Genomic DNA, 22776 nt, shown 5'->3' with positions numbered 1-22776 from the left:
GCGTTGCAGGGAAGGCTTTGAAAACTATAAAAACAGATTAACGGAGCGCATTAGATGTATTACTTATCTCTTTTAGCAGATATATCCTTCTCCGGCTATATTGCAATCTACAAATTTGTACCTTTTGTTTTGCTGTTTTATTTATGGCTTCTGCTTGTCAACTGGGTTCATTTCGACACAAAGGCCGTTCAGACAGACACAATGAAATGGGTTTCTATTATTACAGTAGGCGGGCTTCTTGCAATGTGCCTCTGGCTTTTTGTACCTGTTTTCATAATCGGCTTCTCCTCTTATCTGCTCTTGATGATCACTACAATAATGGTTTACGTGATCCACAGGAACTCACTGGTAGCAGATTTTGAAAAAGTTCTGACATTAAACCACATCAAAGGGCTTTTGAGCAATGAATCAGCTAAAATTGAAAAGGCTGCCCGAGGTTTCAGTTTCGTAACTGCCAACGGCAATCCTGTTGACATACCAGACCCCAAAACTAAAGAGGCCTACGGATTCAAGACGGCCTGCTACCTTCTCGATGATGCAATCTGGAAAAGAGCTGAGATTATAAAAATCACACCCGGAGAAGAAGAGTACAAAGTTAAATATGTGATAGACGGTCTGAGAAATGATGCTGATCCGATAGAGACCGAAGAAATGCCCTATCTTCTCTACTATCTCAAACAGCTTGCTGATTTAGACGTGGAGGAGAAAAGAAAGCCTCAGACAGGCAAATTCCAAACGAAAAAAGACGGCGACAAGGCAAGCTGGCACATCACTACGGCCGGCTCAAGAGAAGGCGAACACATCACGATAAAGAAGGATGTTCAATTCAGCCTGATGTCTTTTGCCGAGCTGGGCTTCGAATCCGATCAGATCGAAGAGCTCAAAACGCTTAAGGATACGCCTAAGGGATTGTTCCTTATAGCCGGTACAAAGAGTTCCGGACTAACCTCCTGCCACTACACCTTACTGAGAAATCACGACCCGTTCCTCAACAGCATCAACACGCTTGAAAAATCTCCTGCAGGCGATGTACAAAGCATAATACAGAATGTTTACGACCCAAGCGAGGGGATGAGCTATGCAGAACGGCTTAAGGCTCTGATACGAAGAGGGCCTGATATTGTAGGCGTTTTCGACTGCAACGACCCGGAAACAGCAAAAGCCGCATGCGAGGCCTCAAAGAAGAAGCTTATTTACGTGTCAATGGAATCGAAAACCGCACTGAAGGGTTTGGCACAATGGATAAAAATGGTGGGCGATAAGGATGATGCCCTTGAAAGCCTGATAGGGCTTGCATCGAGCCACCTTGTAAGAAGACTTTGCGAGGAATGCAAGGAAGAATACATACCAAATCCGGGCACGCTCAAAAAGCTAAGCATAGCTCCAGAAAGGGTTAAATCGCTCTGGAGACCCGGAGATATCGAATACACCAGAGGCGGAAAACCAATCCTCTGCGAAAACTGCCAAGGGCAAGGCTACAAAGGCCGAGTGGGAGTTTACGAATCTTTCGTGATAAACGAAGAAGTGAGAAAAGAGCTGCTTGCGGCTAAGAGTATAAAAGAAATAAGCGCTTCTCTCAAACGAAATGGTATGCAGTTCTTCCAGGAAAGGCTCACGCAGAAGATATCAGACGGAAGCACAAGCATCAATGAAATGATACGAGTTTTGAAGGTATTAAACGGTTAATTATCCTTACTGAGGTTTTGAAATGATAGTAATTGGTCTTTTCGCAGTAATAACGCTGGCAATATTAGCCGAGGCGATTGTAAAGCCGAATTTTTATAAATATGTAATAATGCTGTTTTCGATGGTGAGCGGGCTTGTATTTGCGTACTCGTTTTTCGAGCCGCTTTCAAAGATCGTATCTAAGATAAACTGGTTCCCGGCGGCAGCAGAAGGGCTTTCATTCGTTCTTCTTTTCGGAATCTCCTTCGCAATTCTAAAACTGCTTGGAGATTTTACCATTCGTCCGGAGCTGAAGCTGCCTGATATTGTAAACAGGTCATTTTCCGTTCTTTTCTCACTAATATTCAGCTTTTTTGTAACGGGAATGATAGTTGTTTTTCTCTCAATGATGCCGATGGAAGCAAAATACCCATACCCGAGATACGCCAATAAGCCTATAGTTACAAACAGCAACTACCAGATTGCTCCGGATAAAACCTTCCTGAATCTGGATTCAGCTGTTACCGGCTTCTATAATATGCTCTCTGCCGGCAGCCTCAGCGGAGACAAGGACTTCGGCATAGTGCACGACAACTTCATAGATACCAACTTCCTTGACCGAGCTCTTTATGAAGAAGGTGTTTCTCCCATAGCAGGCGAAAAAGCAATTGATGTCCCGGACGTCCCGCAGGCAGCCAGAGAAGCACCAAAGCTTTTGAAATATGCCGAAACCAATCAGGTTGTAAAGAAAATCAACAACAAAAAGCTTTATCTTGTGAAGGTAGAGATATCTCAGGATAAAGTTAAAAACGGCGGCATAATAGAAAAAGGTGGCGGATACGAGATCGGCCCCGCCCAGCTTCGCCTTATCTGCAACAAAAATTACTCTGATATGTTCAAGGGAGACGGACTGTCTGTTTTCCCTGTGGGTTTTGTTACAGACAACAGCAAATTTCAAAAATTTGACCTAAAATCAAAATTTAATCTTCTTCCGCATAAACCAAACAAAAACAAAAATGCGGTATTAGACGTAGGGTTTTATGTTCCTGAGGGCTATGTGCCGGTTGCAGTGGAATTGAGGCAGGATGCTATTGCAAAAGTTCCTAATGTAAACGCAGAGCCGGAAGAAGAAACTGAAGAAAACGGATAGTACTGGAAACCTTAAAAAATAATGGAAAACGAAAACAAAGCCAAACCTGAAAATGCTGCCGGCCAGATTCCCGGGTATAAGATACTGGGGAAGCTGGGCTCTGGAGCTATGGCTGTGGTTTATAAGGCCAAACAGGTTAGCTTAGACAGAACAGTTGCGATAAAGGTTCTGCCGAATAAATTTGTGGGCAAAAGCAACTACGTAGAAAGATTCTACAAAGAAGGCCGGCTGGCCGGCAGGCTCAATCACAACAATATCGTTCAGGCGTATGATGTAGGAGAGGCTAAAGGCCTTTACTACTTCGTTATGGAATATGTGGAGGGGAAGTCTATATACGACGATCTGTCCAAGGGCAAGATATTTGAGGAAAAAGAGGCTCTTGAGATAATGATACAGCTGGCCAAGGCGCTGGAACACGCCCACGCTCAGGGTCTGATACACCGAGACATAAAACCGAAAAACATAATGATTACCAAAGAAGGCGTTGTTAAACTGGCAGACCTTGGGCTTGCCCGTACCACAGACGACTCTGAAACTGCAAGCGCAGAAAAGGGCAAGGCCTTCGGAACACCTTTCTATATCGCACCGGAGCAGATCAAGGGCGAGGTGGATATAGACGGCCGAGCAGATATATACGGCCTCGGGGCAACCCTGTATCATATGGTTACAGGCTCCGTTCCGTTCAAGGCTCAAAAGCCTGCTGAAGTTATGCGGAAGCATCTTAATGAGCCGCTAACTCCGCCTGACCATATAAACACAAAGCTTTCAAGCGGTTTCTGCGAGATAATCGAAACAATGCTCGCCAAGAAACGAAGCGAAAGATACGCAAATCCCAGCGATTTACTCAAGGACCTGGAATCTGTAAACAAGGGTATGCCTCCGGTATTCGCAAGGCAGACTATTGATGTAAGCGATCTGGAAGAGCTTGAAGAGGGGGAGGCTGTTGAGAGAGACGAAAGCAGCCAGTACAGCTATGCGGTTATTGTAAAATACAGGATTATAGTCGCAGTTCTCTCGGCGGCATGTCTGCTGCTTCTTATACTTCTGATATTCACGGCTTCGGGCTGATTTAAGAGTGTTTTCATTGCGGCTATATACGCTTAACACCCCAAAAGCGGTTTAGATAAAACAGGCAGGCAATATGTTAGACAGAACCGGAGTTAATCTTGCGTTTTCAGTTTTATTGATTTGTTCTGCTCTTACCTGGGCTGCCCCGTCTTGCGAACCGTTCATAATTACGGTCAAAGATTCCGCTGCAGGCGAGCCTGTACCGCTTGCAGAGCTGGAAACGGTAAACAAGATATCCTACCTTACAGACAGCAGAGGCAGAATCGCCTTTCTTGAGCCCGGGCTTATGGAGGCTGGAAAAGTTTTCTTTTATGTAAAAGCGCCTCAGGGATACCTTGATATTAAGAAAGACGGCTTCGGCTGCAGAGGCGTTAGCCTCACCCCTTCCTCGGGGGAACAAGCAGAGCTCTACCTTACCCCTGACCCCAATTATGCAGAATCTCCTGAATACAGCGATTTGCAGCTCTACAGACTAAAAAATGATTATGTTACCAGCTCAGCAGCATACTCCCCTTTTGAAATATCCGTACGAGACAGAGCAACTGAAAGAGGCGTGCCGCTGGTTCAGCTTGAAACTGAGCACGGATTAACTTATCACACAGACAGCGCCGGAAGAATTGCTTTCTATGAGCCCGCACTGATGGGAAAGAAGGTATTTTTCAATATAGACAGCTACGGATATGAAAGCCCAAATGGCGGCGGGAAAACTCTAACTCCAACGCCTGATGGCAACGCTGTTATATACTTAGACAGAATTAACACAGCTGAGCGTCTATACCGAATCACTGGAGGCGGCATTTATAGAGACAGCGTACTTCTGGGAAGGGATGTGCCGCTGGAAAACCCCCTTCTTTCGGGAAAAGTGCTTGGACAGGACACCGTGGCTATGGCCGAATACAAGGGTAAGTATTTCTGGCTATGGGGCGATACAGACCGCCCTTCTTACCCGCTCGGGAATTTCAAAACATCTTCCGCTGTATCACGTTTGCCCGGCTCTGGCGGGCTTTGCCCTGATGAGGGAATCAATCTGGATTATTTCACAAACAGCAGCGGCTTCTGCAAAGAGATGTTCCCGCACCCGAAGGGACAGGTAGTATGGATGAACGGACTTGCAGGCGTTGAAGGGAAAGAGGGTGAAAGGCTGATTGCAAGTTATGGAGTAATAAAGGGGGATGCAAAAGGCGAGAAAGGGATTGCAGTTTTCAATGACTCAAAAGAGGAATTTGAGACTCTCACAACTTTCGAAGGAAACCACAATATAGAGCTTTCCGGGCAAGCTCACCGAAGAAACGGCTATGTCTATATAAACTGTCCATACCCCTCTGCAAGGATTAAAGCAGAATTAGAAGCCTTCAAAAACCCTCAGGATTACGAGGCCTACACCTGCCTCAAAACCGGCACGGCATTTAAAGGCAAGAAATCGCAGATTGAGAGAGATGAAAACGGCAGAATAGTTTGGGGCTGGAAGAAAAACACCTCACCATTGAGCGATAATCAATGGCAGAAGCTGGTGGATGAAGGCAAGGCATCGCAAAGCGAGGCATGGAACCGTCTTACGGATGCAGGAACAGGGAAAAAGATTGAGTTGGCGTTTGGCTCTGCAGGTTATAATCACCATAAAGACTGCTGGATTATGATATGCAACCAGAAATGGGGGGATTCATTTCTTGGCGAGATATGGATTGCCGCTTCAGAAAAACCTGAAGGCCCATGGAGAAAGGCAAGAAAAATCGTAACTCACAGCGCCGCAGGCGGCCTCGAAGACTACACCTTCTACAACGCTTCCTACCACCCCGAATTCAACAGCGGGGAAAACATCTATTTTGAAGGTACATACGTTACCACTTACACAGGCAACAGGAACCCCACCCCCAGATACGACTACAATCAGATTATGTATCGCCTGAATTTATCAGACCCGCGCCTTGATGAAATCTGGCCGCAATAATAAACAGATTCAGCATACTTAAGGCTGGGGCTTACTTCGGCAGGTTTGCAGAGATTCCTTGCTTCACTATAATAAAGTTTTTATTTTTGAAGGGAATAAAATGAAAAAATTCGCTGTTATAGGGCTTGGCAGATTCGGCAAGAAACTGGCCGTTGCGCTTTCGATGAGCGAGGCGGAAGTTATAGCGATAGACATAAAGCGAGACGAGATAGACTCCATAAGAGATCAGGTAAGCCATGCCGTGCGTCTTGACAGCACCGACGAGCAGGCTCTGATTTCTCAGGGGGTAGATAAGGCCGATGTTGCCGTAGTAGGGATCGGGCAGAGAAGAGGCGGATTTGAGGCCGCTATCCTTACGGTTGTGAACCTCAAGAATATGGGCGTTAAGAACATCTACGCAAGAGCTATTAACCTCGTATCAGGGCAGGTTTTTAAGGCTGTAGGGGCAACGGAAGTGGTTTATCCGGAAATCGAAGCTGCCCAGCGATGGGCATACAAGCTTATCGCCCCGCAGGTTACAGATAAGATTGATTTTGCCCCGGGATACAGTCTCGCAAGGATAAGCGCAGGCGACAGCTTTCACGGAAAAACGCTTGTTGAACTTCAGCTAAGAAAAAAATTCAACGTAAACCTAATCGCCATTAAGAGAGGAAAATTTGCCGCAGATGAGAAAGAAGGCAAGATTATCAACGTACCAATGCCTAAAACAATGATATACAGAGAGGATATTTTGATGGTGGCAGGCTCTGATATAAACCTTGCAAAACTGCCGCAGGATTGAGTTTTATGAATAATCCACCGAAAAACAGACCGCTCTACGTAACCGACCTCGACGGAACACTTCTGGACAAAAACGCTGCTGTTTCAGATTTCACGAAAAACAAGCTCAATGAGCTCATAGCAGAAGGCTGCAGGATCACCTTAGCAAGCGCAAGAAGCATCGCTTCAATAAGAAAGATTATGAGCGGCGTTGATCTCAGCCTGCCAGTTATTGAGGTGAACGGGGCTTTTATAACTGATATAAAAACCGGCGAGCATCTGCTGAGTGAACCAATGGAAGAGCACACCTGCCGAGAAATACACAGAATAATAGACTTCTATGAGGCAATGCCGTTCATATTCTGCTGCGAGAACGGTAAAGACAGGGTTTACTACGAGGCTATCTGCAACGAAGGGATGAGATGGTTTCTCAACGATAAATCAGAAGACCACAGAGGCAGGTCTAAGCAGATACCTATTGATGATGCCGTTTTCAAGAATGAAACAGCAGGCTTCATTGTAATAGGCTCACAAACTCAAATTGAAAGCATAAGAACAGAAATCGAAGACGTTTTCAGCGAATCCATAGACTGCTACTGCTTTGCCAACCCCTACTGCCCCGAATGGCACTGGCTTACAATACACAGCTCAAGGGCAAGAAAATCGGCAGGGGTCATCAGGCTGGCTGAAGAGCTGGGCACAGATTTGAGCGATGTTGTGGTTTTCGGGGATAACACAAACGACCTGCCCATGATAAAACTCAATACCCAGGGCATAAAGAGCGTATGCGTGGCGAATGCAGTTGAAACGATAAAAAAGGAAGCGGATTTTATCTGTGAGAGCAACAGTGCTGACGGAGTTGTTAAATTTATAGCAGAAGATTTCAGGCAGAAAATCGGGCCTGAATATTCAGCAAAACCTGTATAATTATGAAAAAGACTTTATGCATTAGGAGGGCAGAATGCCCGATAAATTTTATCTTATAGACGGACACGCCTTAATATATTCGAGCTATTTTGCCCCTATGCGGACAAACCTCTCAAGCCCTAAAGGCGAGCCCACAAAGGCATCTTACATATTCACAACCACCCTGCTCGGGCTGATAAACCGCAAAAATCCGGATATGCTTGCTGTGGCGATGGACAGCAAGGAAAAATCTTTCCGCTCTGATATTTTTCCGGAATACAAAGCCCAAAGGCCTCCAATGCCGGAAGATATGCCTCAGCAGATTGACAGAATCGAACAGATCCTCGAGGCGATGAAGATTCCTATACTGAGGGTGGAGAAGTATGAAGCAGATGATATTATCGGAACACTTGCCGAGAAGGCTGCCAAAGAGGGGATCGAAACGTATATATGCTCAGGCGATAAGGATATGCTCCAGCTTATAGAAGAGAACGTATTCGTTCACGACATTAAAAAGGATTCCGTGAAGGATTTGAACTGGCTGGAGACTGAAAAACAAATGAGCCCTGCGCAGTTTCTTGATGCACTTGCCCTTATGGGTGATACCGCAGACAATATTCCGGGCGTTCCGGATGTGGGGCCGAAAACTGCTGAGCAGTGGATCAGGAAATACGGCTCGCTCGAGAAACTCTATGAAAATGCAGGCGAAATAAAGGGGAAAAGGGGCAATTCGCTCAGAGAGAGCAAAGAACAGGCAATGCTCAGCCGGGAGCTTGTAGAAATAAAGAGGGACTGCCCTGTTGAGCTGAGACCGAAAGCCTTCAGGCTCTCAGAATTCGATTACGACAGGCTCGCTGAGATTTTCTACGAGCTGGGCTTTCAAAGATTGTACAAAAGCGTTGGCCTTGAAGGAAAGCTTGACGAGCTCAGCACAGAAACAAAAAACCAAGGCACCTCAAATAAAAAGCAAACCGCCCTGTTTGATACGGATACAGAATATGACAGCATGAAAGACGGTAAGCAAAACTACAAGCTTGCGGGAAGCGAAGAAGAGCTCGAAAAGCTATGCCGAGAGCTTGAGAAACAGGAAATTTTCGCAATAGACACAGAAACCTCCAGCATTGAGCCTATGAGGGCAGAGCTGGTGGGGATAAGCATCTCATGGAAAGAGAATGAAGCTTACTATATCCCCGTGAAAGCCGCAGGAAACGATAAAACTATCGGCATAGAGAAGGTCAAAGAAATACTCGGCGGGATTCTCAGCAATCCGAAAATAAAGAAGGCCGGGCAGAATGTAAAATACGATATTGAAGTGCTTTGGAATGCAGGGCTGAGCCTTGAAGGTGTGAGCTTTGACACGATGATTGCATCATATCTGCTCAATGCAGAGAGAAGCAGCAACTCTATGGACGCTATGGCCAAGGACTATCTCAACTATGAATGTCAGCCGATAAGCGATTTGATCGGCAAGGGCAAATCACAGATCACCTTCGATAAAGTGCCCGCTGCGGATGCGGCAGATTATGCCTGCGAGGATGCGGATATTACCTTCAGGCTTTATGAGTACCTCAATAAGCGTCTGAACGAGCAGCCGAAGCTCAAAAAGCTTTTTGAAGAACTTGAGATGCCGCTGATGAAGGTGCTGTGCAAGATGGAAATTGAAGGGGTGAGCATAGACTGCTCGGTGCTCGATAAAATGAGCAAAGAGATAGCCTCTCAGATTGAAACACTTAGAGATTCGATTTTCGCCCAGAGCGGTTCAGTCTTCAACATAGAATCTCCCAAGCAGCTTTCGGAAGTGCTGTTTGATAAGCTCAAGCTCCCGCAGATAAAGAAACGAAGCACCGATGCCTCCGTTCTTGAAAAGCTTGCGGATTTCCATCCGGTGATTGAGGATATCCAGCAGTTTCGACAGCTCGTTAAACTCAAAGGCACATACATCGACAAGCTCGGGACGATGGTGAACCCGAAGACAAACCGACTGCACTGCAGCTTCAACCAGACAATAACCGCCACTGGCCGGCTGAGCTCTTCCAACCCTAACTTGCAGAATATACCGATACGCACAGATATAGGGCGTAAGATTCGGGCGGCGTTCGTGCCTGCGGAGAAAGACGGGGTGATTCTGAGCGCCGACTACTCTCAGGTGGAGCTGAGGCTCCTCGCTCATTTCTCGCAGGACAGCCAGCTTTTGGAGGCCTTCAACAACGATATGGACATACACAGCTTCGTGGCCAGCGAGCTTTTAGGGGCAGATCCCGAAAACCCAGAACCCGAGCTGAGAGCCAAGGCAAAGGCGGTGAATTTCGGCATAATATACGGCCAAGGACCGTATGCTCTCTCGCAATCGCTGGGAATTACTCAGGGCGAGGCGAAAGAATTCATCGACAGCTACTTCCAGCGGTACAGCTCGATAAAGGAATTTATGCAGAGCGTTATCGACGGGGCAAAATCCAACGGATACGTGAGCACTATCCTCGGAAGGCGGAGAGCCGTGCCGGGAATCAACTCTGCAGCTAAGCGGGAGAAATCGTCCGCTGAACGCATGGCCTTCAATACAACCATACAGGGCTCAGCGGCAGATTTGATAAAGGCGGCTATGATAGAGGTTCAGAATGAAATTGATGCGGGCAAACTAAAAGCAAAGATGATTATCCAGATTCATGATGAGCTGGTTTTCGAATGCAGCAGAGACAATGCTGAGCAAAACGCAAAGCGGATAAGCGAGATAATGGAAAATGCCATAGAGCTTAGGGTTCGACTGAAGGTTGACACCGGCTGGGGCGAGAACTGGATGACCGGGCATTGATAAAGCCTTATTTATTGAAAAAACAAAAATTTCTTATAAGATATGATTGCTTAATAATTTTTTTTTCACAACTAAGGGGCAACAATGAAAATATCTGTCCAAAACATGGGACCGATAGAAAAAGCTGAATTTGAACTTGGAGATTTTACCATAATTTGCGGTAAGAACAATACCGGCAAAACATACGCAACGTACGCCCTTTATGGATTTATAGATTTTTTTAACAATCATTACCATTTGGATGTCTCAGATAATTTAATAAAAAGTCTTCTTGAAGATGGTACAGCAGAAATTCCATTAGAAAATTATTCCAAAAACAGAAATGGTTTACTTTTAGAGGCGTGCAACGAATACACGAAACTTCTTCCGCATGTATTCGCCGCAAATAAAAGTAACTTTCACAACACTAAATTTCAAGTTAGCTTAGAAGAGCCGGAGAATTACCCTCAAAATGTAATAGAAGTAAATTACGGCACCAACAAAAAGAATATCCTGAAATTAAATAAGCCAAAAAATGAAAATAAAATTATTGCAAGCCTGCTGGTGCAAAAAGGCGCTCAAGAGCTTCACAGAGACTTAATAGATAATGCAATTGGAGAAACAATAAGGCAGGTTCTTTTCAGCCATTTATTTCCAAAACCGTTCATTATAAGCGCAGAGAGAACTGGAGCAGCAATTTTCAGGTCTGAGCTTAATTTTGCAAGAAACAGACTGCTGGAGGAAGTTAGCTCTATGGAAAATACTTCGTTTAACCCCTTTGCACTAATAAACAAGGTCTATGCAGATTATGCTCTTCCGGTTAAACGAAACGTTGAATTCATAAGGAATATAGAAAACGTAGCAAAAAAAGAAAGCTTTGTAGCGGCTGAGCACTCTGAACTGCTGCAAGAATTTTGTGATATTATTGGCGGTTCCTATAAAGTAACGAGCAATGATGAATTATATTTTATCCCCAATAAAGACAGAAGAGTAAAACTAACCATGGATGAAAGCTCCAGCTCTGTTCGCTCTCTGCTTGATTTAGGGTTTTATTTAAAACACATCTGCAAAAAAGGCGACTTATTAATAGTGGATGAGCCTGAACTTAATCTGCATCCGGAGAATCAGCGAAAAATCGCAAGGCTTTTTGCAAGATTAATTAACATCGGAATAAAAATATTTGTAACCACTCACAGCGATTATCTTATCAAAGAACTTAATTCATTGATAATGTTTGACCCTGATAACAAATCACATTTAAGAATAATGGAAAAAGAGAATTATTCAAAAGAAGAATCATTATCTGCTTCTAAAGTTAAGGTGTATGTTGCTGAGAAAGGAAAATTTCTCAAGGAAGGTAATAAAAGAAAAACTAACGGCCTAACATTGAACCCGGCAGATATAGACGATGAGCTTGGGATTGAAGTGGCCAGTTTTGATGAATCAATTGAAACAATGGACAGAATCCAAAACAGCCTTCTTTTAGAATCAGGGGAATAAGCTTGCTTCAGAATGAGACGCTTAAAAGCATCTTTCATAAAAGATTTACCTTGGATATAAAGATTTCTCAAGGAAACAATACTGCTGTTTTAAGGGAAACTGGGCAGGGTGCTATACTCAAGAAAGTCAAACTTAGTAATATTCCTCAAAACGCTGTAATACTGAAAATGGATGCGTGCAAGTGTCCCGAATATATTTTCAGAACAACAAAAGATCATAACAAAAGATGCGATTACCTTTTGATATATCAAAAATCGGAAGAACCTGTCCCGCAACTGGTTTTCATAGAGCTTAAATCAAGGAAACTTAAAGGGATTAAAATTTCGAATCAATTCATCAGTTCAGTCTGCCTTTTTGACTATATAAATTCCATACTGATGAATTTCTATGAGATTAAGGCTCTATCTGAGACAAAAAGGCATTTCATCTTATTACACAAAAAACGAATAGCCAAAAGCAAAACAAGAAAAAAGCGGAAACATTTTAGTACTTCTGAGAGCTGCCCTGAAAGACCATTAAGCATAAACCCCAGCAATTCACCTATCCTTTTTGATAATATAAGAATAAGCGTTTGATTATGGGAAAAGATTACGATGCAGTGATAATCGGAGCGGGGCCGGGAGGATATGCCGCTGGAATAAAATGCGCAAGGAACGGGCTTAAAACCGCAGTTATAGAGCGGGACAAACCCGGGGGGACGTGTTTGAATTACGGCTGCATACCCTCGAAGGCTCTTTTAGGCTCGGCAGAGTTTATAATCAAGGCAAGGCACGCACACCTGATGGGGCTTGATGTATCTTTCGGAGAGCCGAACTGGGGCAAGATTCAATCCCGCAAAGATGCGATAGTAAAAAGCTTTACTTCCGGCGTGGAAGGCCTGCTTCGCTCGAACGGAGCGGAGCTGATAAGAGATGATGCGGTTGCAGAAGGCAGAGGCTCGGTTAGGCTGAACAATTCCGGAGAGCTGCTTACCTGCAAGAATATAATCCTTGCAAGCGGCTCTGAGCCCAAAGAGATTCCATCAATCCCATTCGACGGGGAAAAGGTAATTTCCAGCAAAGAGGCGCTGAGCTTAAGTGAGATTCCAAAGTCTTTAGTGATAATCGGCGGCGGGGTAATCGGCTGCGAGATGGGCTGTTTGTATGCGGCCTTAGGCTGCAAGACGACAATAATTGAAGCCCTCCCGAGGCTGCTTCCAAGAGAGGACGATTGGATGGGCAGGCTGCTTGAGAAGGAATTCAGGAAGATAAATCTTAAAGCCCTCACCGATGTTAAGGTGAGCTCTGCAGATACTTCAGGAGATCTATGCAGGCTGAACCTTTCCTCCGGCGAGGTGCTTGAGAGTGAGAAGGTTTTAGTTGCAGTTGGCAGAAGCCCTGTAATAAGCGAGGAAACAGCCGAGGCTCTAAGCCTTGAGTTCAATGGCGGAGAGGTGGTCATAGATGAGAAAATGAGGACATCCGCAGAAGGCGTTTATGCACTCGGAGACCTTGCAGGGAAAACTTATCTCGCTCACGGGGCATATTTGGAGGCGGAAATCCTTGCAGATATTCTTGCGGGCAAAGACGGGAAGATCAAAGACTACCGTCTGGTTCCAAGGGCAGTTTATTCTTTTCCCGAGGCAGCAGGCGTTGGCCTGAGCGAGAAAGAGGCTCAGGAGAGGGGCATTGATTACAGCGTTACTAAATCCGGCTTTCTTGCAAATGGAAGAAGCCTTGCACATAATCAGACTGCCGGCGAGGTGCGGGTTATTAAAAACAATGCTGACGGACGGATAATCGGGGTGAGCATGGTTGGCGAATCAGCAACTGAGATGATAAGCTCAGCGAGGCTGATTATGGGAACAAACGAAAAAGCCGGCGAGGTTAGCTTCCCTCATCCAACGGTATCAGAGGTGCTTAAAGAGGCTTGGATGGGAGCATACGGCGAAAGCATACACCTCCCTCCCAAAAGGTAGAATTCAAGGCTCGGCTGAATCCTGCCGATGAACAGACTGACGAAATAAAATGGGCGCCGGAAATAATCCAGACGCCCGAAAGAGTATTGTATGTGTGATTTATTTAGTTGAATGAAAGGATTTTCAGTTTTTTGCTGAGACCTCTGCAATTGCATTGTTAAGCTCTTCAATGGCCTTTGCTGAATCGCACTTGCTGATAATCTTATCGTCAATACGGACATTCGGCCCTTTGTCGCATTTTTCAAAGCAGAAAGTTGCCTGAATGTTCACCTTGTCCTCAAGGTCTTTCTGGTGGATGTAGTTCATCATATCCTGAAGGATTTTTCTTGAGCCCCGCAGGTGACAGCTTGTACCCACGCATACGTTCACAGAGATCTTAGCCTCATCCTCGGTGCCGATTTCAATATGATCGCTTTGGATTCTTCTTCTGGTTTTGTATTTAGTATGCAGAAGCTCGTGAGCAGTATGGCTTCCTGGCTCGCCGCCGAGGGCATCAGCATAGCAGCTCTGGAGATACGGGTTATCCTGAGATTTATGGAGCTGGAGGCCTTTATCGCTCACATAGAGCCCGTTTTGACGTTTCTGCTTGTAGTTGTAGTCTTTGCTCACCGGCTGGCCTGCCCCTGCAATGCATCCGCCCGGACAAGACATCACCTCCACAAAATCATAATCGCACTCGCCTGACCTTATCATTTCTGCTACTTTGCGGGCATTCTTTAAGCCGTGCACAACAGCGAGCTTGAGCTTAACATCTCCGATTTCAATCTCGGTTTCGCGGATATCATCGTTGCCGCGCACCTGATTGTAGTCTGTTTCGGAAACCTTTTTTCCCGTAAGCTTTTCAGCGGCAAATCTCAGCACTGCCTCGCTCACGCCTCCGGTAACACCGAAGATAACTCCAGCGCCGGTTTTGAAGCCCATAGGCATATCGAGAGATTCGGGAGTAAGGCCGGTGAAATCGATTCCCGCTTCCTTGATCATCATCCCCAGTTCCTGCGTAGTAAGCACTACATCCACATCTCTGTGGCCCTCTGTTTGGAATTCATCCCTCTGGGCTTCGAATTTTTTGGCCGTGCAGGGCATAATTGAAACAAGGTACAAGTCTTCATTGTTTACACTGAGCTCCTCGGGCAGGGTTTTGCGTGCTACAGAGCCAAACATCTGCTGAGGGCTCCTGCAGGAGGAGAGATTGCCCAGAAGGTCTGGGTAGAACTGCTCTGCAAACTTAACCCATGCCGGGCAGCAGGAGGTAAACAGCGGGAGCTTTTCGCCTTTGCTCTTTCGCTCGATAAATTCGGTTGATTCCTCCAGCACGGTAAGATCTGCGGCAAAGGAAGTATCGTAAACCTGATCAAAACCGAGCAGCTTAAGAGCAGCTACGAGCCTTCCCGTTGAAACCTCGCCGGGCTCAAGGCCGAACATCTCGCCTATCGCCACTCTGATTGCCGGCGCTATCTGAACTGCTACAGTTTTCTTCTTGTCGTTCAGCGCATTCCAAACCTTCTCTGTTTCGAATTTTGGAGTTATAGAGCCTGTGGGGCATACGCCTGCACACATGCCGCAGTAAACGCATTCTACTGCATCAAGGTTTTTGAGAAACGCAGGAGAGACAATCGTATCCGCTCCGCGATTTACAAAATCAATCGCACCTACGCTCTGGATCTCCTCGCACGCACGAACGCAGTCGCCGCAGAGGACGCATTTATTCGGATCACGAATTAGCGAGGGGCTGCTTGAATCAATCGGCTTTGGCTTATACTCATCAGAGAACGGAATCTCCCTGATTCCAAGCCTGTTTGAGAGGTCTTGCAGTCTGCACGCACCGGACTTTGAGCAGGTGGTGCAGGTTTGATGGTGATTTGCAAGCAGTAGCTTGAGATACACCTTCCTCATCTCGCGCAGCTCATTGGTGTTCGTGCTAACCACCATACCTTCCTGCGGCGTTGTACTGCACGAGGTTACTATACCCATCCCTTCAATCTCAACCACGCAGAGCCTGCAAGCACCGTAAATGCTCAGTTCTGAGTGGTAGCAGAAGGTCGGCAGGTCTATGCCGATTCTGCGTATTATTTCAAGCAGGTTTCTTTCGTTTTTGATTTCAACCCTGCGATTGTCTATTGTTAAGTATTTCTTATCAGCCATATTTCTACATCCCAATTACTGCGTTAAATTTACAAGCTTCTGCGCACGCTCCGCATTTGATGCACTTATCCTGATCGATAACGTGGGGCTGTTTCTTCTCGCCCTCTATCGCATCCACCGGACATTTCTTCTTGCAGAGCCCGCATCCGATACATTTCTCCGGATCAATCTCCGGCATTGCGTATGCCTTGCACTGCCCTGCTGGACATTTGCCGTGAACAACATGGGCAATATATTCATCGCGGAAGTATTTTAGTGTTGTTAGTACAGGGTTAGGGGCGGTTTTCCCAAGTCCGCAAAGAGAGCCTTTCGAAACCGCACTTGCCACCCTTTCGAGCAGATCAATCGTTTCAAGTGCTGCCCTTCCCTCGATAATATCCTCAAGGAGCCTGAGCATCTGTTTTGTTCCCTCGCGGCACGGCACACACTTCCCGCAGGATTCGTTCTGCGTGAACTGCATAAAGAAATGCGCAATCTGCACCATACAGGTTTTCCTGTTCATCACTACAAGACCGCCCGAGCCTACCATTGCGCCTATATTTCGCAGGTTGTCGTAGTCTATGGGCAGGTCGAGGTGTTCTTCGGTTAGGCAGCCGCCGGATGGCCCGCCGCACTGTACAGCCTTGAAGCCGTCTTTAAGTATGCTCCCGTCATCGTCTGTTACGCCCCCGCCGATACCGAACACGATCTCTCTAAGCGTAAGGCCGAAGGGAACTTCGATAAGGCCTGTATTTGCAACGTGGCCTGTGAGAGCGAAAGTTTTTGTTCCAGCGGAGTTTTCAGTCCCCATAGATTTGAAATACTCTGCCCCGTGCTGGATTATCAGCGGAACAGTTGCAAGCGTTTCCACATTGTTGATGCAGGTCGGCCTGCCCCAGAGCCCGCTCTGGGCGGGGAATGGAGGCTTGGGATTCGGCATACCCCTGCGGCCTTCAATAGAAGCAATCAGGGCTGTTTCCTCGCCGCAGACAAATGCCCCTGCTCCCTCAAGCACCTTTATCTTCAAGCTGCTGCCTGTTCCAAATACATCTTCGCCCAGTATCCCAAGCTGCTCGGCATCTCTAACCGCCTCGCTTACCCTGCTCACGGCAAGAGGATACTCAGCACGCACATAAACATAGGCTTCATCGGCACCGATAGCCCTTGCTGCAATCATCATCCCTTCAAGCACGCGGTGAGGATTGCCTTCCATAAGGCTTCTATCCATAAATGCCCCGGGATCGCCTTCGTCGCCGTTGCAGATTACATATTTCTTCTCACCGGGCTGGGGGAGAGTGAGTGCCCATTTCTTGCCTGTGGGGAATCCGCCCCCGCCTCTGCCTCGCAGTCCTGATTCGAGAACTTGATCGCATATCTGCTGAGGCTGCATTTCTGTAAATGCTTTTCTCGCTGCGAAGTAGCCGTTGTGAGAGATATATTCCTCTATATTGCAGGCATCAATCTTGCCGCATTCATCGAGAACTGTACGGTTCTGACGCGTATAGAAGGGAATGTCCTTGGTGGTTCTGCATGTATTTCCAGTAGCCGGATCGGAGTACAGCAGTCTCTCAACAGGCTTATCATCAGCCACTGAGGATTCAACTATTTCAGCAGCGTCTTCTGGCTTAACCCGAACATAATGATACTCCTGCGGACGCACCGTTACCAGAGGCCCTACCTGACAGAATCCGCGGCAGCCTGTCTTGGCCATAACCACATCCGCATCCTTATCAGATTCCAGCTTTACAGAAACATCTAAATCTTTCTTCTCCACCTGCTCTTTAACAGCTTCAAATACCTTCAAAGACCCGTTAGCCACGCAGGCGGTACCAGCGCAGACAACAATCTGTCTCTGGGTTTTCCCAAGAGCCTTGAGGTAGTTTTCTTTTATTAATTCTAAATTTACGGTTGCCGCAATCATCAGGCCTTCTCCTTTTCAAGAATTTCTTCGATAAGATTTTCCGCCTTCTCCGGCGTTACAAGCCCGTGAACATCTTCGTTTATGGTAATCACCGGAGCCATCCCGCAAGCACCGAGACAGCTTACAGTTTCCACGGTAAAGAGCTGATCGTCGGTAGTGCATTTTTCCTTATCAAGGCCGAGCTTCTGCTGCATTGCCTCAAGGATTGCTATCGATCCCTTAACATGGCAGGCCGTTCCGTCGCATATATGGATTACATACTTACCTTTAGGCTCAAGTGCGAAGTGTGCGTAAAAGCTCGCCACTCCGTATACCTTTGCCGGCGGCATATTCAGGCTTGTTGCGATATAGGTTAAAATTTCTTCCGGCAGATACCTGTACTCCCTCTGCACAGCGTGGAGTATTGGTATGAGATTGGATTTGTCTGCCTGATGTTCTTCAAGTATCCGGCAAACCTTCTCAAACTTCTGCTTTTTACAGGCTTCACAAGACATCAATATTTCCTTTATACAATTATCACTTAACTACTGCTTTTACTCTTATATCAGCTCCATGGTAGAGCTTTTCAAATGCTTGTTGTTGAGAGTATCAACGATCTCTCTAAGCATATTCCTTCTAATATCCAAAGACGCCGGCAGATTCGGGTCTTGATGGGCTTCGTTAATCTTGGTTCCCACGATAAAATGTATGCTGTCGCTCTCGAGGAGGTATTCCACGAGTTTCTCAGCAGGATTCTTCGCGGGTGGCTCTATCTCTCCTTTGCTTTTGAGCAGCTCCAGCGCTCTGCTGAGAGTTACTGTGCCCTCGGTAACCAGCTCTGCACCTTCCATCTTGGATGCCGGAGGGATATACGGGTCTGTCCAGCTAAGGTCAATCTTCACATCCCTGCCCGTCTGCCTTGCGATAATCCTCGCAGTTGTTCCCCCGCAGATAAGCTTTCTGCCGCTGAACTCTTCAAACTTCGATGCCAGCAGACCATCGTTGCTCTGATTATACGGAGGCCCCGTTATCACAAGTGTTCTTCGAGGATGCCTGAAGGAGATAACCGCTGCGCTTATATCATCCTTGGCTTTATTGCCGTCGTTCTTTAATGCCCTTTCAACTATCCTGCGGGCAAGCTTCCTTGCAGAAACAGATTCATATCTGCTAAGCTGGGTGGTTATATATTCCTCAGCTCCCTGAGAAGTCCAGCCAAGAGGCATAGCCTGAGTTCCCATTCCGGACTGGGTAACCCCGTCGCTGCAGAAAAAGAGCTTATCGCCTTTTACAGCATTGAAGCTTGCGTATTTTAGCTCTCGCTCTCCAGCAGAGCCTGCATCTATTTTATGACTGCTTCTTTCCAGCTCTACCTTGCTGCCGTTTCTGAGAAGAAGACAGCAGGGGTTGTCGTATTCTATAATCCGCACGCGCCCTTCGGAATTCACATCAACAATTGTAAAGGTGGAATACCCCACTTTACGGAAGCTGCATACAGGCAGAGTGGCCATAATAATCTCTGATGCCCGCTTAACATCAATATCGGATTTGATGTAGTTCATTGCCATAGTTGATGTAAGGGTGGCAAGTACGTTTGCCTTAATCCCGCTTCCGAGCCCATCTGCGAGAATGCAGATAGTTCTCTGGCCGTCTTCTGTCCTGCTGGAATAGAAGACATCGCCGGGCGAGCCCATACCTTCCTTGCTCTTCTGAAAAGAGCCAACCTCAACGAAAAAATTATTCTTTGTGAGCATCTTTGCCCCTCTGGCTTTCTTCGCTGCCGGTCTGGAAGGATTCTACGATAGAATTGAGAATAACCTCAGAATCAGACGCATTCTCACCGAGCAGATATGCAATCTGCTGCACTGTTTGAAGGTTCTTTTCAATAACGTTTCTCGCCTTGTTTATAATCTGCTCTTTGGCAACTGCCGGAGCAGTAATATCCTGAAGGAACGCTCCTGCGAGCCTTCCCTGCTCGATTGTGAAAACGGTGATATGCAGAACCGCATTATTTATCTTTACATCTTTCTCTAGAACCTGCTCAAGGCTTTCAATAACCCTGCGGAACATATCAGCATTTGGCAGGAGCTTCTCGATTTTTGCCTTCTCCAGCCCGGGCACCTGCTCATAGAGGTTTTCCGCATCGCTTCCAAGCATAGAGGCGAAACGCCTGTTTGACTCTACCACTTCAAGCTTTTCATCCACAATCACTACCCCGCCGGGCATTGTTTTGATGAGCATATCGGCCTTCTTATGGGCGAGCTGACGCATATAGCTTACGCACATACTCTCCTCTGCCCTGCCTTCAAGCAGCGCCTCGGCAAACTGCCTGCAGGAATCATATCCGCAGCCGCTGCAGTTGAGCTCATCCTCAGGGCGGTATTTACCCACCCGCTCAAGGGCTTCTCTGATTTTATGCTCGGGGTATTTTTTTTCTTCCTTCGGCTCGGGAGTGAAGCTGGCTGTTATATCCAGGCCCGGCTTTCTCGGGATATTTTCCTTTTCATATTCACTGCCTGACAAAACATCAAGCCGTTTTAATGCGCTGCTCTTTTCGCTCTGGGCAGCCGGGCCGTTCACGCATCCGCCGTCGCAGGCGAGCAGTTCGAGGAATACAGGCTTATCGGGCTTAAAATTCTCGAGCCCTTCAAGAACCTGCATAATGTTATCCATTCCGGAGAAGGTCATATAACCTGCATCGGTAACATCGCAGTTGGCCTTGATTCCTGCAATCATCCCGCCGTCAACGGGGTACAGGCTGCCTTCAGCCGCCCTCTGCGGAACAAATACATCCTCGCCATTCTCAGGCTGGAGGCTGCCCTGATCGATATCCTCATCATTGAGCCATTGCTTCAGGTCTTGGAACGTTATCGCAACATCCAGCAGGCCTTCTGATGTGTCTGATTCCTTCTTCTTTCCGATGCACGGGCCTGCAAAGACGATTCCGATATCATCCCCGTATTCCTTGCGGAGCATCTTGCAGTGTGCAAGCAGAGGCGAGAGAAGCCCTGTAATGCTGCCTGCAAGCTTAGGCATATATTTCAGCACATACTCTACCACCGTGGGGCAGGCACTTGAGATATAAACGCCCGGCTTGCCTTCGGCGAGTATTTTCGCAGTGTTTGCAGAAACCTCCTGCGCTCCAAGGGCAGTTTCTGAAACGCCGGCAAAGCCGAGCTTCTTAACCGCTGCTATGAGCTTATCCTCGCTGCCTTCAAACTCTGCTCTCCAGCTTGGAGCTATGGACATATATACTTTATCCCTGCTGTTCAGGAGAAGGCGGGCTCTCTGGAGGTCGTTTCGTATTTTCTTTGCGCCGGCCGGGCAAGTTCGAACGCAAGTACCGCACATAATGCAGCTTTCGTTCATTATCCTTGCATGGCCGTCCTGTATTTGTATCGATTTTACAGGGCATCGGCGCAGGCACTTATAGCAGTCCTGGCATTCCGCTGCCTGAGTGTAAACCGGTTCCATAAAATCCATACTATACCCTTTCAAAGCCGGTGGTCAGTGTATGATGCCCTTTTCTCTCAGATGAATTCTGATAAGGTCTAAAACTGATTCCGGCTTAATTTCATCATACTCTTTTTCATCGATAGTTATATGAGGGCCGCTGCTGCATTTGCCCTCGCAAAGGCTCCCTGAAAGCTCAACACTCTCTTCAAGGCTGTTTTCAGAGATATACTCTTTAATGAGCTCCAAGGCCTTATTATTCCCGCGTGTAAAGCAGGAGCTGCCGAGGCAAAGCCTAATTTTCACACTTTCTTTCATACTTTTACGCCGCTGAAATCCTCTGCTGATTCTTCGTTCTTCTCTCTGAGCCTGCTGGAGAGAACCGCAAGCGAACATTCAAGCTCAACCCGCTCAACGATTATGTGCTCGGGTATATCAAGGCGAATGGAGGTGAAGTTCCAGATTGCCTCAATACCCGACTCCACCATATACGCCGCCACCTGCTGAGCCCTGTTCTGCGGGACAGTAAGTACGCCGATTTTGATATGCAGCCTTTCCAGAAGATCGGGGAATTTTTCAAGGCTGAAAATCTTCTTGCCGCTGATCTCCTTGCCGATTTTATTTTTATCAACATCAAAGCCTGCAACTATATTAAGCCCGCGCTCACGGAACCCTTCATAACCCATAAGAGCCACCCCGAGATTGCCGCAGCCTACGAGAAAGGCGTCTCTGCTGTTGTTCCAGCCGAGAAAGTCTTCGAGGTGTTTTATCAGGCCGGCGATATTAAAGCCCACTCCGGACTGGCCGGAAATGCCGGTGGCTGAGAGGTCTTTGCGAACCTGAATAGCCTCAAGATGCAATGCGCGTGCTATATACGCGCTGCTTATATTTTCGTGCCCTTCCTCAAGCGACTGCCTGAGAATATGCAGATATGAGGGCAGCCTCTTGATTGTGGGCAGTGAAACTGATGAAACTTTCATAATCATACATACTCTTTCAAAGATATTTTAATATCGATATTTTTTTATCGAGCATATTTTATCATAGACAAAGCCAATTTCAACCACTTTTTTAAAATTTTTTTTGCTAACCAAAATTGCTTCTATGGATTTAGAAAGAATTTTGGGAAATAACCGATTCTGATTTAAAAACATCTCTGATGGACTTATCAGAGCGGTGATATATCAGGAAGATTGCAGATAGGTTCGGTATAAAAAAAACATCCACCGCAGAGGTAAGATATATAATCCAGAGATTGCACAGAGATTTTTTGACGGGATTTTTATATGAGAGGCAGCCGCTAATCTCCTCTGAGATTTATAAGCCACTAGCAGCTCTAAGATTCACTAAGGTTTTTTAATGCGAAATTTTTCAGCCGCTAATCAGCACTAATTTTTCACTAATGATTTTATTGCTCGCCACAAGCCACGAGCCACGAATCTATCCGCTTGCTCTTCGCCTCCGGCGGACAGGCTCTCTGCCTGCGGCGGACTCCACGTGCGGCTCTGATTGTCGTTAGTATTACGCAGCGATTTCACGATACGAAATATTTAAACCGAGCCAC

The 22776-nt window shown here is 46.6% G+C and carries 17 protein-coding genes; 10 read left to right on the top strand and 7 right to left on the bottom strand.

Annotated elements, in window-relative coordinates:
• The first annotated feature begins 54 nt into the window (after positions 1–54).
• The 10 genes from STSP1_RS11700 (at position 55) to lpdA (ending at position 13741) form a co-directional block, all read left to right on the top strand.
• Positions 55–1686, top strand: a complete 1632-nt coding sequence (locus STSP1_RS11700) for an ATPase, T2SS/T4P/T4SS family (protein WP_085756509.1) — start codon at positions 55–57, stop codon at positions 1684–1686.
• A 22-nt stretch (positions 1687–1708) separates the two neighbouring features.
• Positions 1709–2815: a CvpA family protein gene (locus STSP1_RS11695; RefSeq protein ID WP_085756508.1), complete on the top strand. Its 1107-nt coding sequence runs from the start codon at positions 1709–1711 to the stop codon at positions 2813–2815.
• Positions 2816–2836: 21 nt separating this feature from the next.
• Positions 2837–3883 carry a serine/threonine protein kinase gene (locus STSP1_RS11690; RefSeq protein WP_085756507.1) on the top strand — a complete coding sequence of 349 codons (1047 nt, stop codon included), beginning with the start codon at positions 2837–2839 and terminating at the stop codon, positions 3881–3883.
• 73 nt (positions 3884–3956) lie between these two features.
• Positions 3957–5831: a hypothetical protein gene (locus STSP1_RS11685; protein WP_085756506.1), complete on the top strand. Its 1875-nt coding sequence runs from the start codon at positions 3957–3959 to the stop codon at positions 5829–5831.
• Between the two features lie 100 nt (positions 5832–5931).
• Positions 5932–6612 carry a potassium channel family protein gene (locus tag STSP1_RS11680; protein ID WP_085756505.1) on the top strand — a complete coding sequence of 227 codons (681 nt, stop codon included), beginning with the start codon at positions 5932–5934 and terminating at the stop codon, positions 6610–6612.
• A gap of 5 nt (positions 6613–6617) precedes the next feature.
• The gene (locus STSP1_RS11675; protein ID WP_085756504.1) at positions 6618–7517 is read left to right on the top strand and encodes an HAD hydrolase family protein; all 900 of its coding nucleotides are present in this window, start codon (positions 6618–6620) and stop codon (positions 7515–7517) included.
• Positions 7518–7551: 34 nt separating this feature from the next.
• Positions 7552–10305, top strand: coding sequence for a DNA polymerase I (polA, locus tag STSP1_RS11670; RefSeq protein WP_085756503.1), 2754 nt, complete (start codon positions 7552–7554; stop codon positions 10303–10305).
• An 84-nt stretch (positions 10306–10389) separates the two neighbouring features.
• Positions 10390–11784 (top strand): AAA family ATPase, encoded by a 1395-nt coding sequence (locus STSP1_RS11665; protein ID WP_085756502.1) that lies wholly within the window; start codon positions 10390–10392, stop codon positions 11782–11784.
• A gap of 50 nt (positions 11785–11834) precedes the next feature.
• A complete protein-coding gene (locus tag STSP1_RS11660) occupies positions 11835–12359 on the top strand; it encodes a hypothetical protein (RefSeq protein WP_123807044.1) in 525 nt (174 codons plus the stop codon).
• A gap of 2 nt (positions 12360–12361) precedes the next feature.
• On the top strand, positions 12362–13741 hold the full coding sequence (gene lpdA / locus STSP1_RS11655; protein WP_085756500.1) for a dihydrolipoyl dehydrogenase: 1380 nt from the start codon (positions 12362–12364) through the stop codon (positions 13739–13741).
• 123 nt (positions 13742–13864) lie between these two features.
• Here lpdA and STSP1_RS11650 read toward each other — a convergent pair whose 3' ends face one another.
• The 7 genes from STSP1_RS11650 to STSP1_RS11620 are packed head-to-tail and all read right to left on the bottom strand — an operon-like array spanning position 13865 to position 22198.
• A complete protein-coding gene (locus tag STSP1_RS11650) occupies positions 13865–15883 on the bottom strand; it encodes an NADH-dependent [FeFe] hydrogenase, group A6 (protein ID WP_085756499.1) in 2019 nt (672 codons plus the stop codon).
• Between the two features lie 4 nt (positions 15884–15887).
• Entirely contained in the window at positions 15888–17783 is a 1896-nt protein-coding gene (locus STSP1_RS11645; protein WP_085756498.1) for an NADH-ubiquinone oxidoreductase-F iron-sulfur binding region domain-containing protein, read from the bottom strand.
• Positions 17783–18277 carry an NADH-quinone oxidoreductase subunit NuoE gene (gene nuoE / locus STSP1_RS11640; protein WP_085756497.1) on the bottom strand — a complete coding sequence of 165 codons (495 nt, stop codon included), beginning with the start codon at positions 18275–18277 and terminating at the stop codon, positions 17783–17785. Before nuoE ends, STSP1_RS11645 begins: the two co-directional genes overlap by 1 nt.
• 45 nt (positions 18278–18322) lie before the next feature.
• Positions 18323–19513 carry a SpoIIE family protein phosphatase gene (locus STSP1_RS11635; protein ID WP_085756496.1) on the bottom strand — a complete coding sequence of 397 codons (1191 nt, stop codon included), beginning with the start codon at positions 19511–19513 and terminating at the stop codon, positions 18323–18325.
• Positions 19497–21242 carry a [Fe-Fe] hydrogenase large subunit C-terminal domain-containing protein gene (locus STSP1_RS11630; protein WP_085756495.1) on the bottom strand — a complete coding sequence of 582 codons (1746 nt, stop codon included), beginning with the start codon at positions 21240–21242 and terminating at the stop codon, positions 19497–19499. Before STSP1_RS11630 ends, STSP1_RS11635 begins: the two co-directional genes overlap by 17 nt.
• 24 nt (positions 21243–21266) lie before the next feature.
• A complete protein-coding gene (locus STSP1_RS11625; RefSeq protein ID WP_085756494.1) occupies positions 21267–21530 on the bottom strand; it encodes a (2Fe-2S) ferredoxin domain-containing protein in 264 nt (87 codons plus the stop codon).
• A complete protein-coding gene (locus STSP1_RS11620) occupies positions 21527–22198 on the bottom strand; it encodes a redox-sensing transcriptional repressor Rex (protein WP_085756493.1) in 672 nt (223 codons plus the stop codon). Before STSP1_RS11620 ends, STSP1_RS11625 begins: the two co-directional genes overlap by 4 nt.
• Positions 22199–22776: the final 578 nt, after the last annotated feature.

This window comes from Sedimentisphaera salicampi, from assembly GCF_002117005.1.
GTDB lineage: Bacteria > Planctomycetota > Phycisphaerae > Sedimentisphaerales > Sedimentisphaeraceae > Sedimentisphaera > Sedimentisphaera salicampi.
Note: the sequence above shows the minus strand (reverse complement) of the source record. Positions and strands in the feature narration are given on the sequence as shown.

Bases quoted from the DNA above. Each gene is read 5' to 3' on its own strand.
- STSP1_RS11700 (WP_085756509.1), top strand. From the start codon at position 55: ATGTATTACTTATCTCTTTTAGCAGATATATCCTTCTCCGGCTATATT.
- STSP1_RS11695 (WP_085756508.1), top strand. From the start codon at position 1,709: ATGATAGTAATTGGTCTTTTCGCAGTAATAACGCTGGCAATATTAGCC.
- STSP1_RS11690 (WP_085756507.1), top strand. From the start codon at position 2,837: ATGGAAAACGAAAACAAAGCCAAACCTGAAAATGCTGCCGGCCAGATT.
- STSP1_RS11685 (WP_085756506.1), top strand. From the start codon at position 3,957: ATGTTAGACAGAACCGGAGTTAATCTTGCGTTTTCAGTTTTATTGATT.
- STSP1_RS11680 (WP_085756505.1), top strand. From the start codon at position 5,932: ATGAAAAAATTCGCTGTTATAGGGCTTGGCAGATTCGGCAAGAAACTG.
- STSP1_RS11675 (WP_085756504.1), top strand. From the start codon at position 6,618: ATGAATAATCCACCGAAAAACAGACCGCTCTACGTAACCGACCTCGAC.
- polA (WP_085756503.1), top strand. From the start codon at position 7,552: ATGCCCGATAAATTTTATCTTATAGACGGACACGCCTTAATATATTCG.
- STSP1_RS11665 (WP_085756502.1), top strand. From the start codon at position 10,390: ATGAAAATATCTGTCCAAAACATGGGACCGATAGAAAAAGCTGAATTT.
- lpdA (WP_085756500.1), top strand. From the start codon at position 12,362: ATGGGAAAAGATTACGATGCAGTGATAATCGGAGCGGGGCCGGGAGGA.
- STSP1_RS11650 (WP_085756499.1), bottom strand. From the start codon at position 15,883: ATGGCTGATAAGAAATACTTAACAATAGACAATCGCAGGGTTGAAATC.
- STSP1_RS11645 (WP_085756498.1), bottom strand. From the start codon at position 17,783: ATGATTGCGGCAACCGTAAATTTAGAATTAATAAAAGAAAACTACCTC.
- nuoE (WP_085756497.1), bottom strand. From the start codon at position 18,277: ATGTCTTGTGAAGCCTGTAAAAAGCAGAAGTTTGAGAAGGTTTGCCGG.
- STSP1_RS11635 (WP_085756496.1), bottom strand. From the start codon at position 19,513: ATGCTCACAAAGAATAATTTTTTCGTTGAGGTTGGCTCTTTTCAGAAG.
- STSP1_RS11630 (WP_085756495.1), bottom strand. From the start codon at position 21,242: ATGGATTTTATGGAACCGGTTTACACTCAGGCAGCGGAATGCCAGGAC.
- STSP1_RS11625 (WP_085756494.1), bottom strand. From the start codon at position 21,530: ATGAAAGAAAGTGTGAAAATTAGGCTTTGCCTCGGCAGCTCCTGCTTT.
- STSP1_RS11620 (WP_085756493.1), bottom strand. From the start codon at position 22,198: ATGATTATGAAAGTTTCATCAGTTTCACTGCCCACAATCAAGAGGCTG.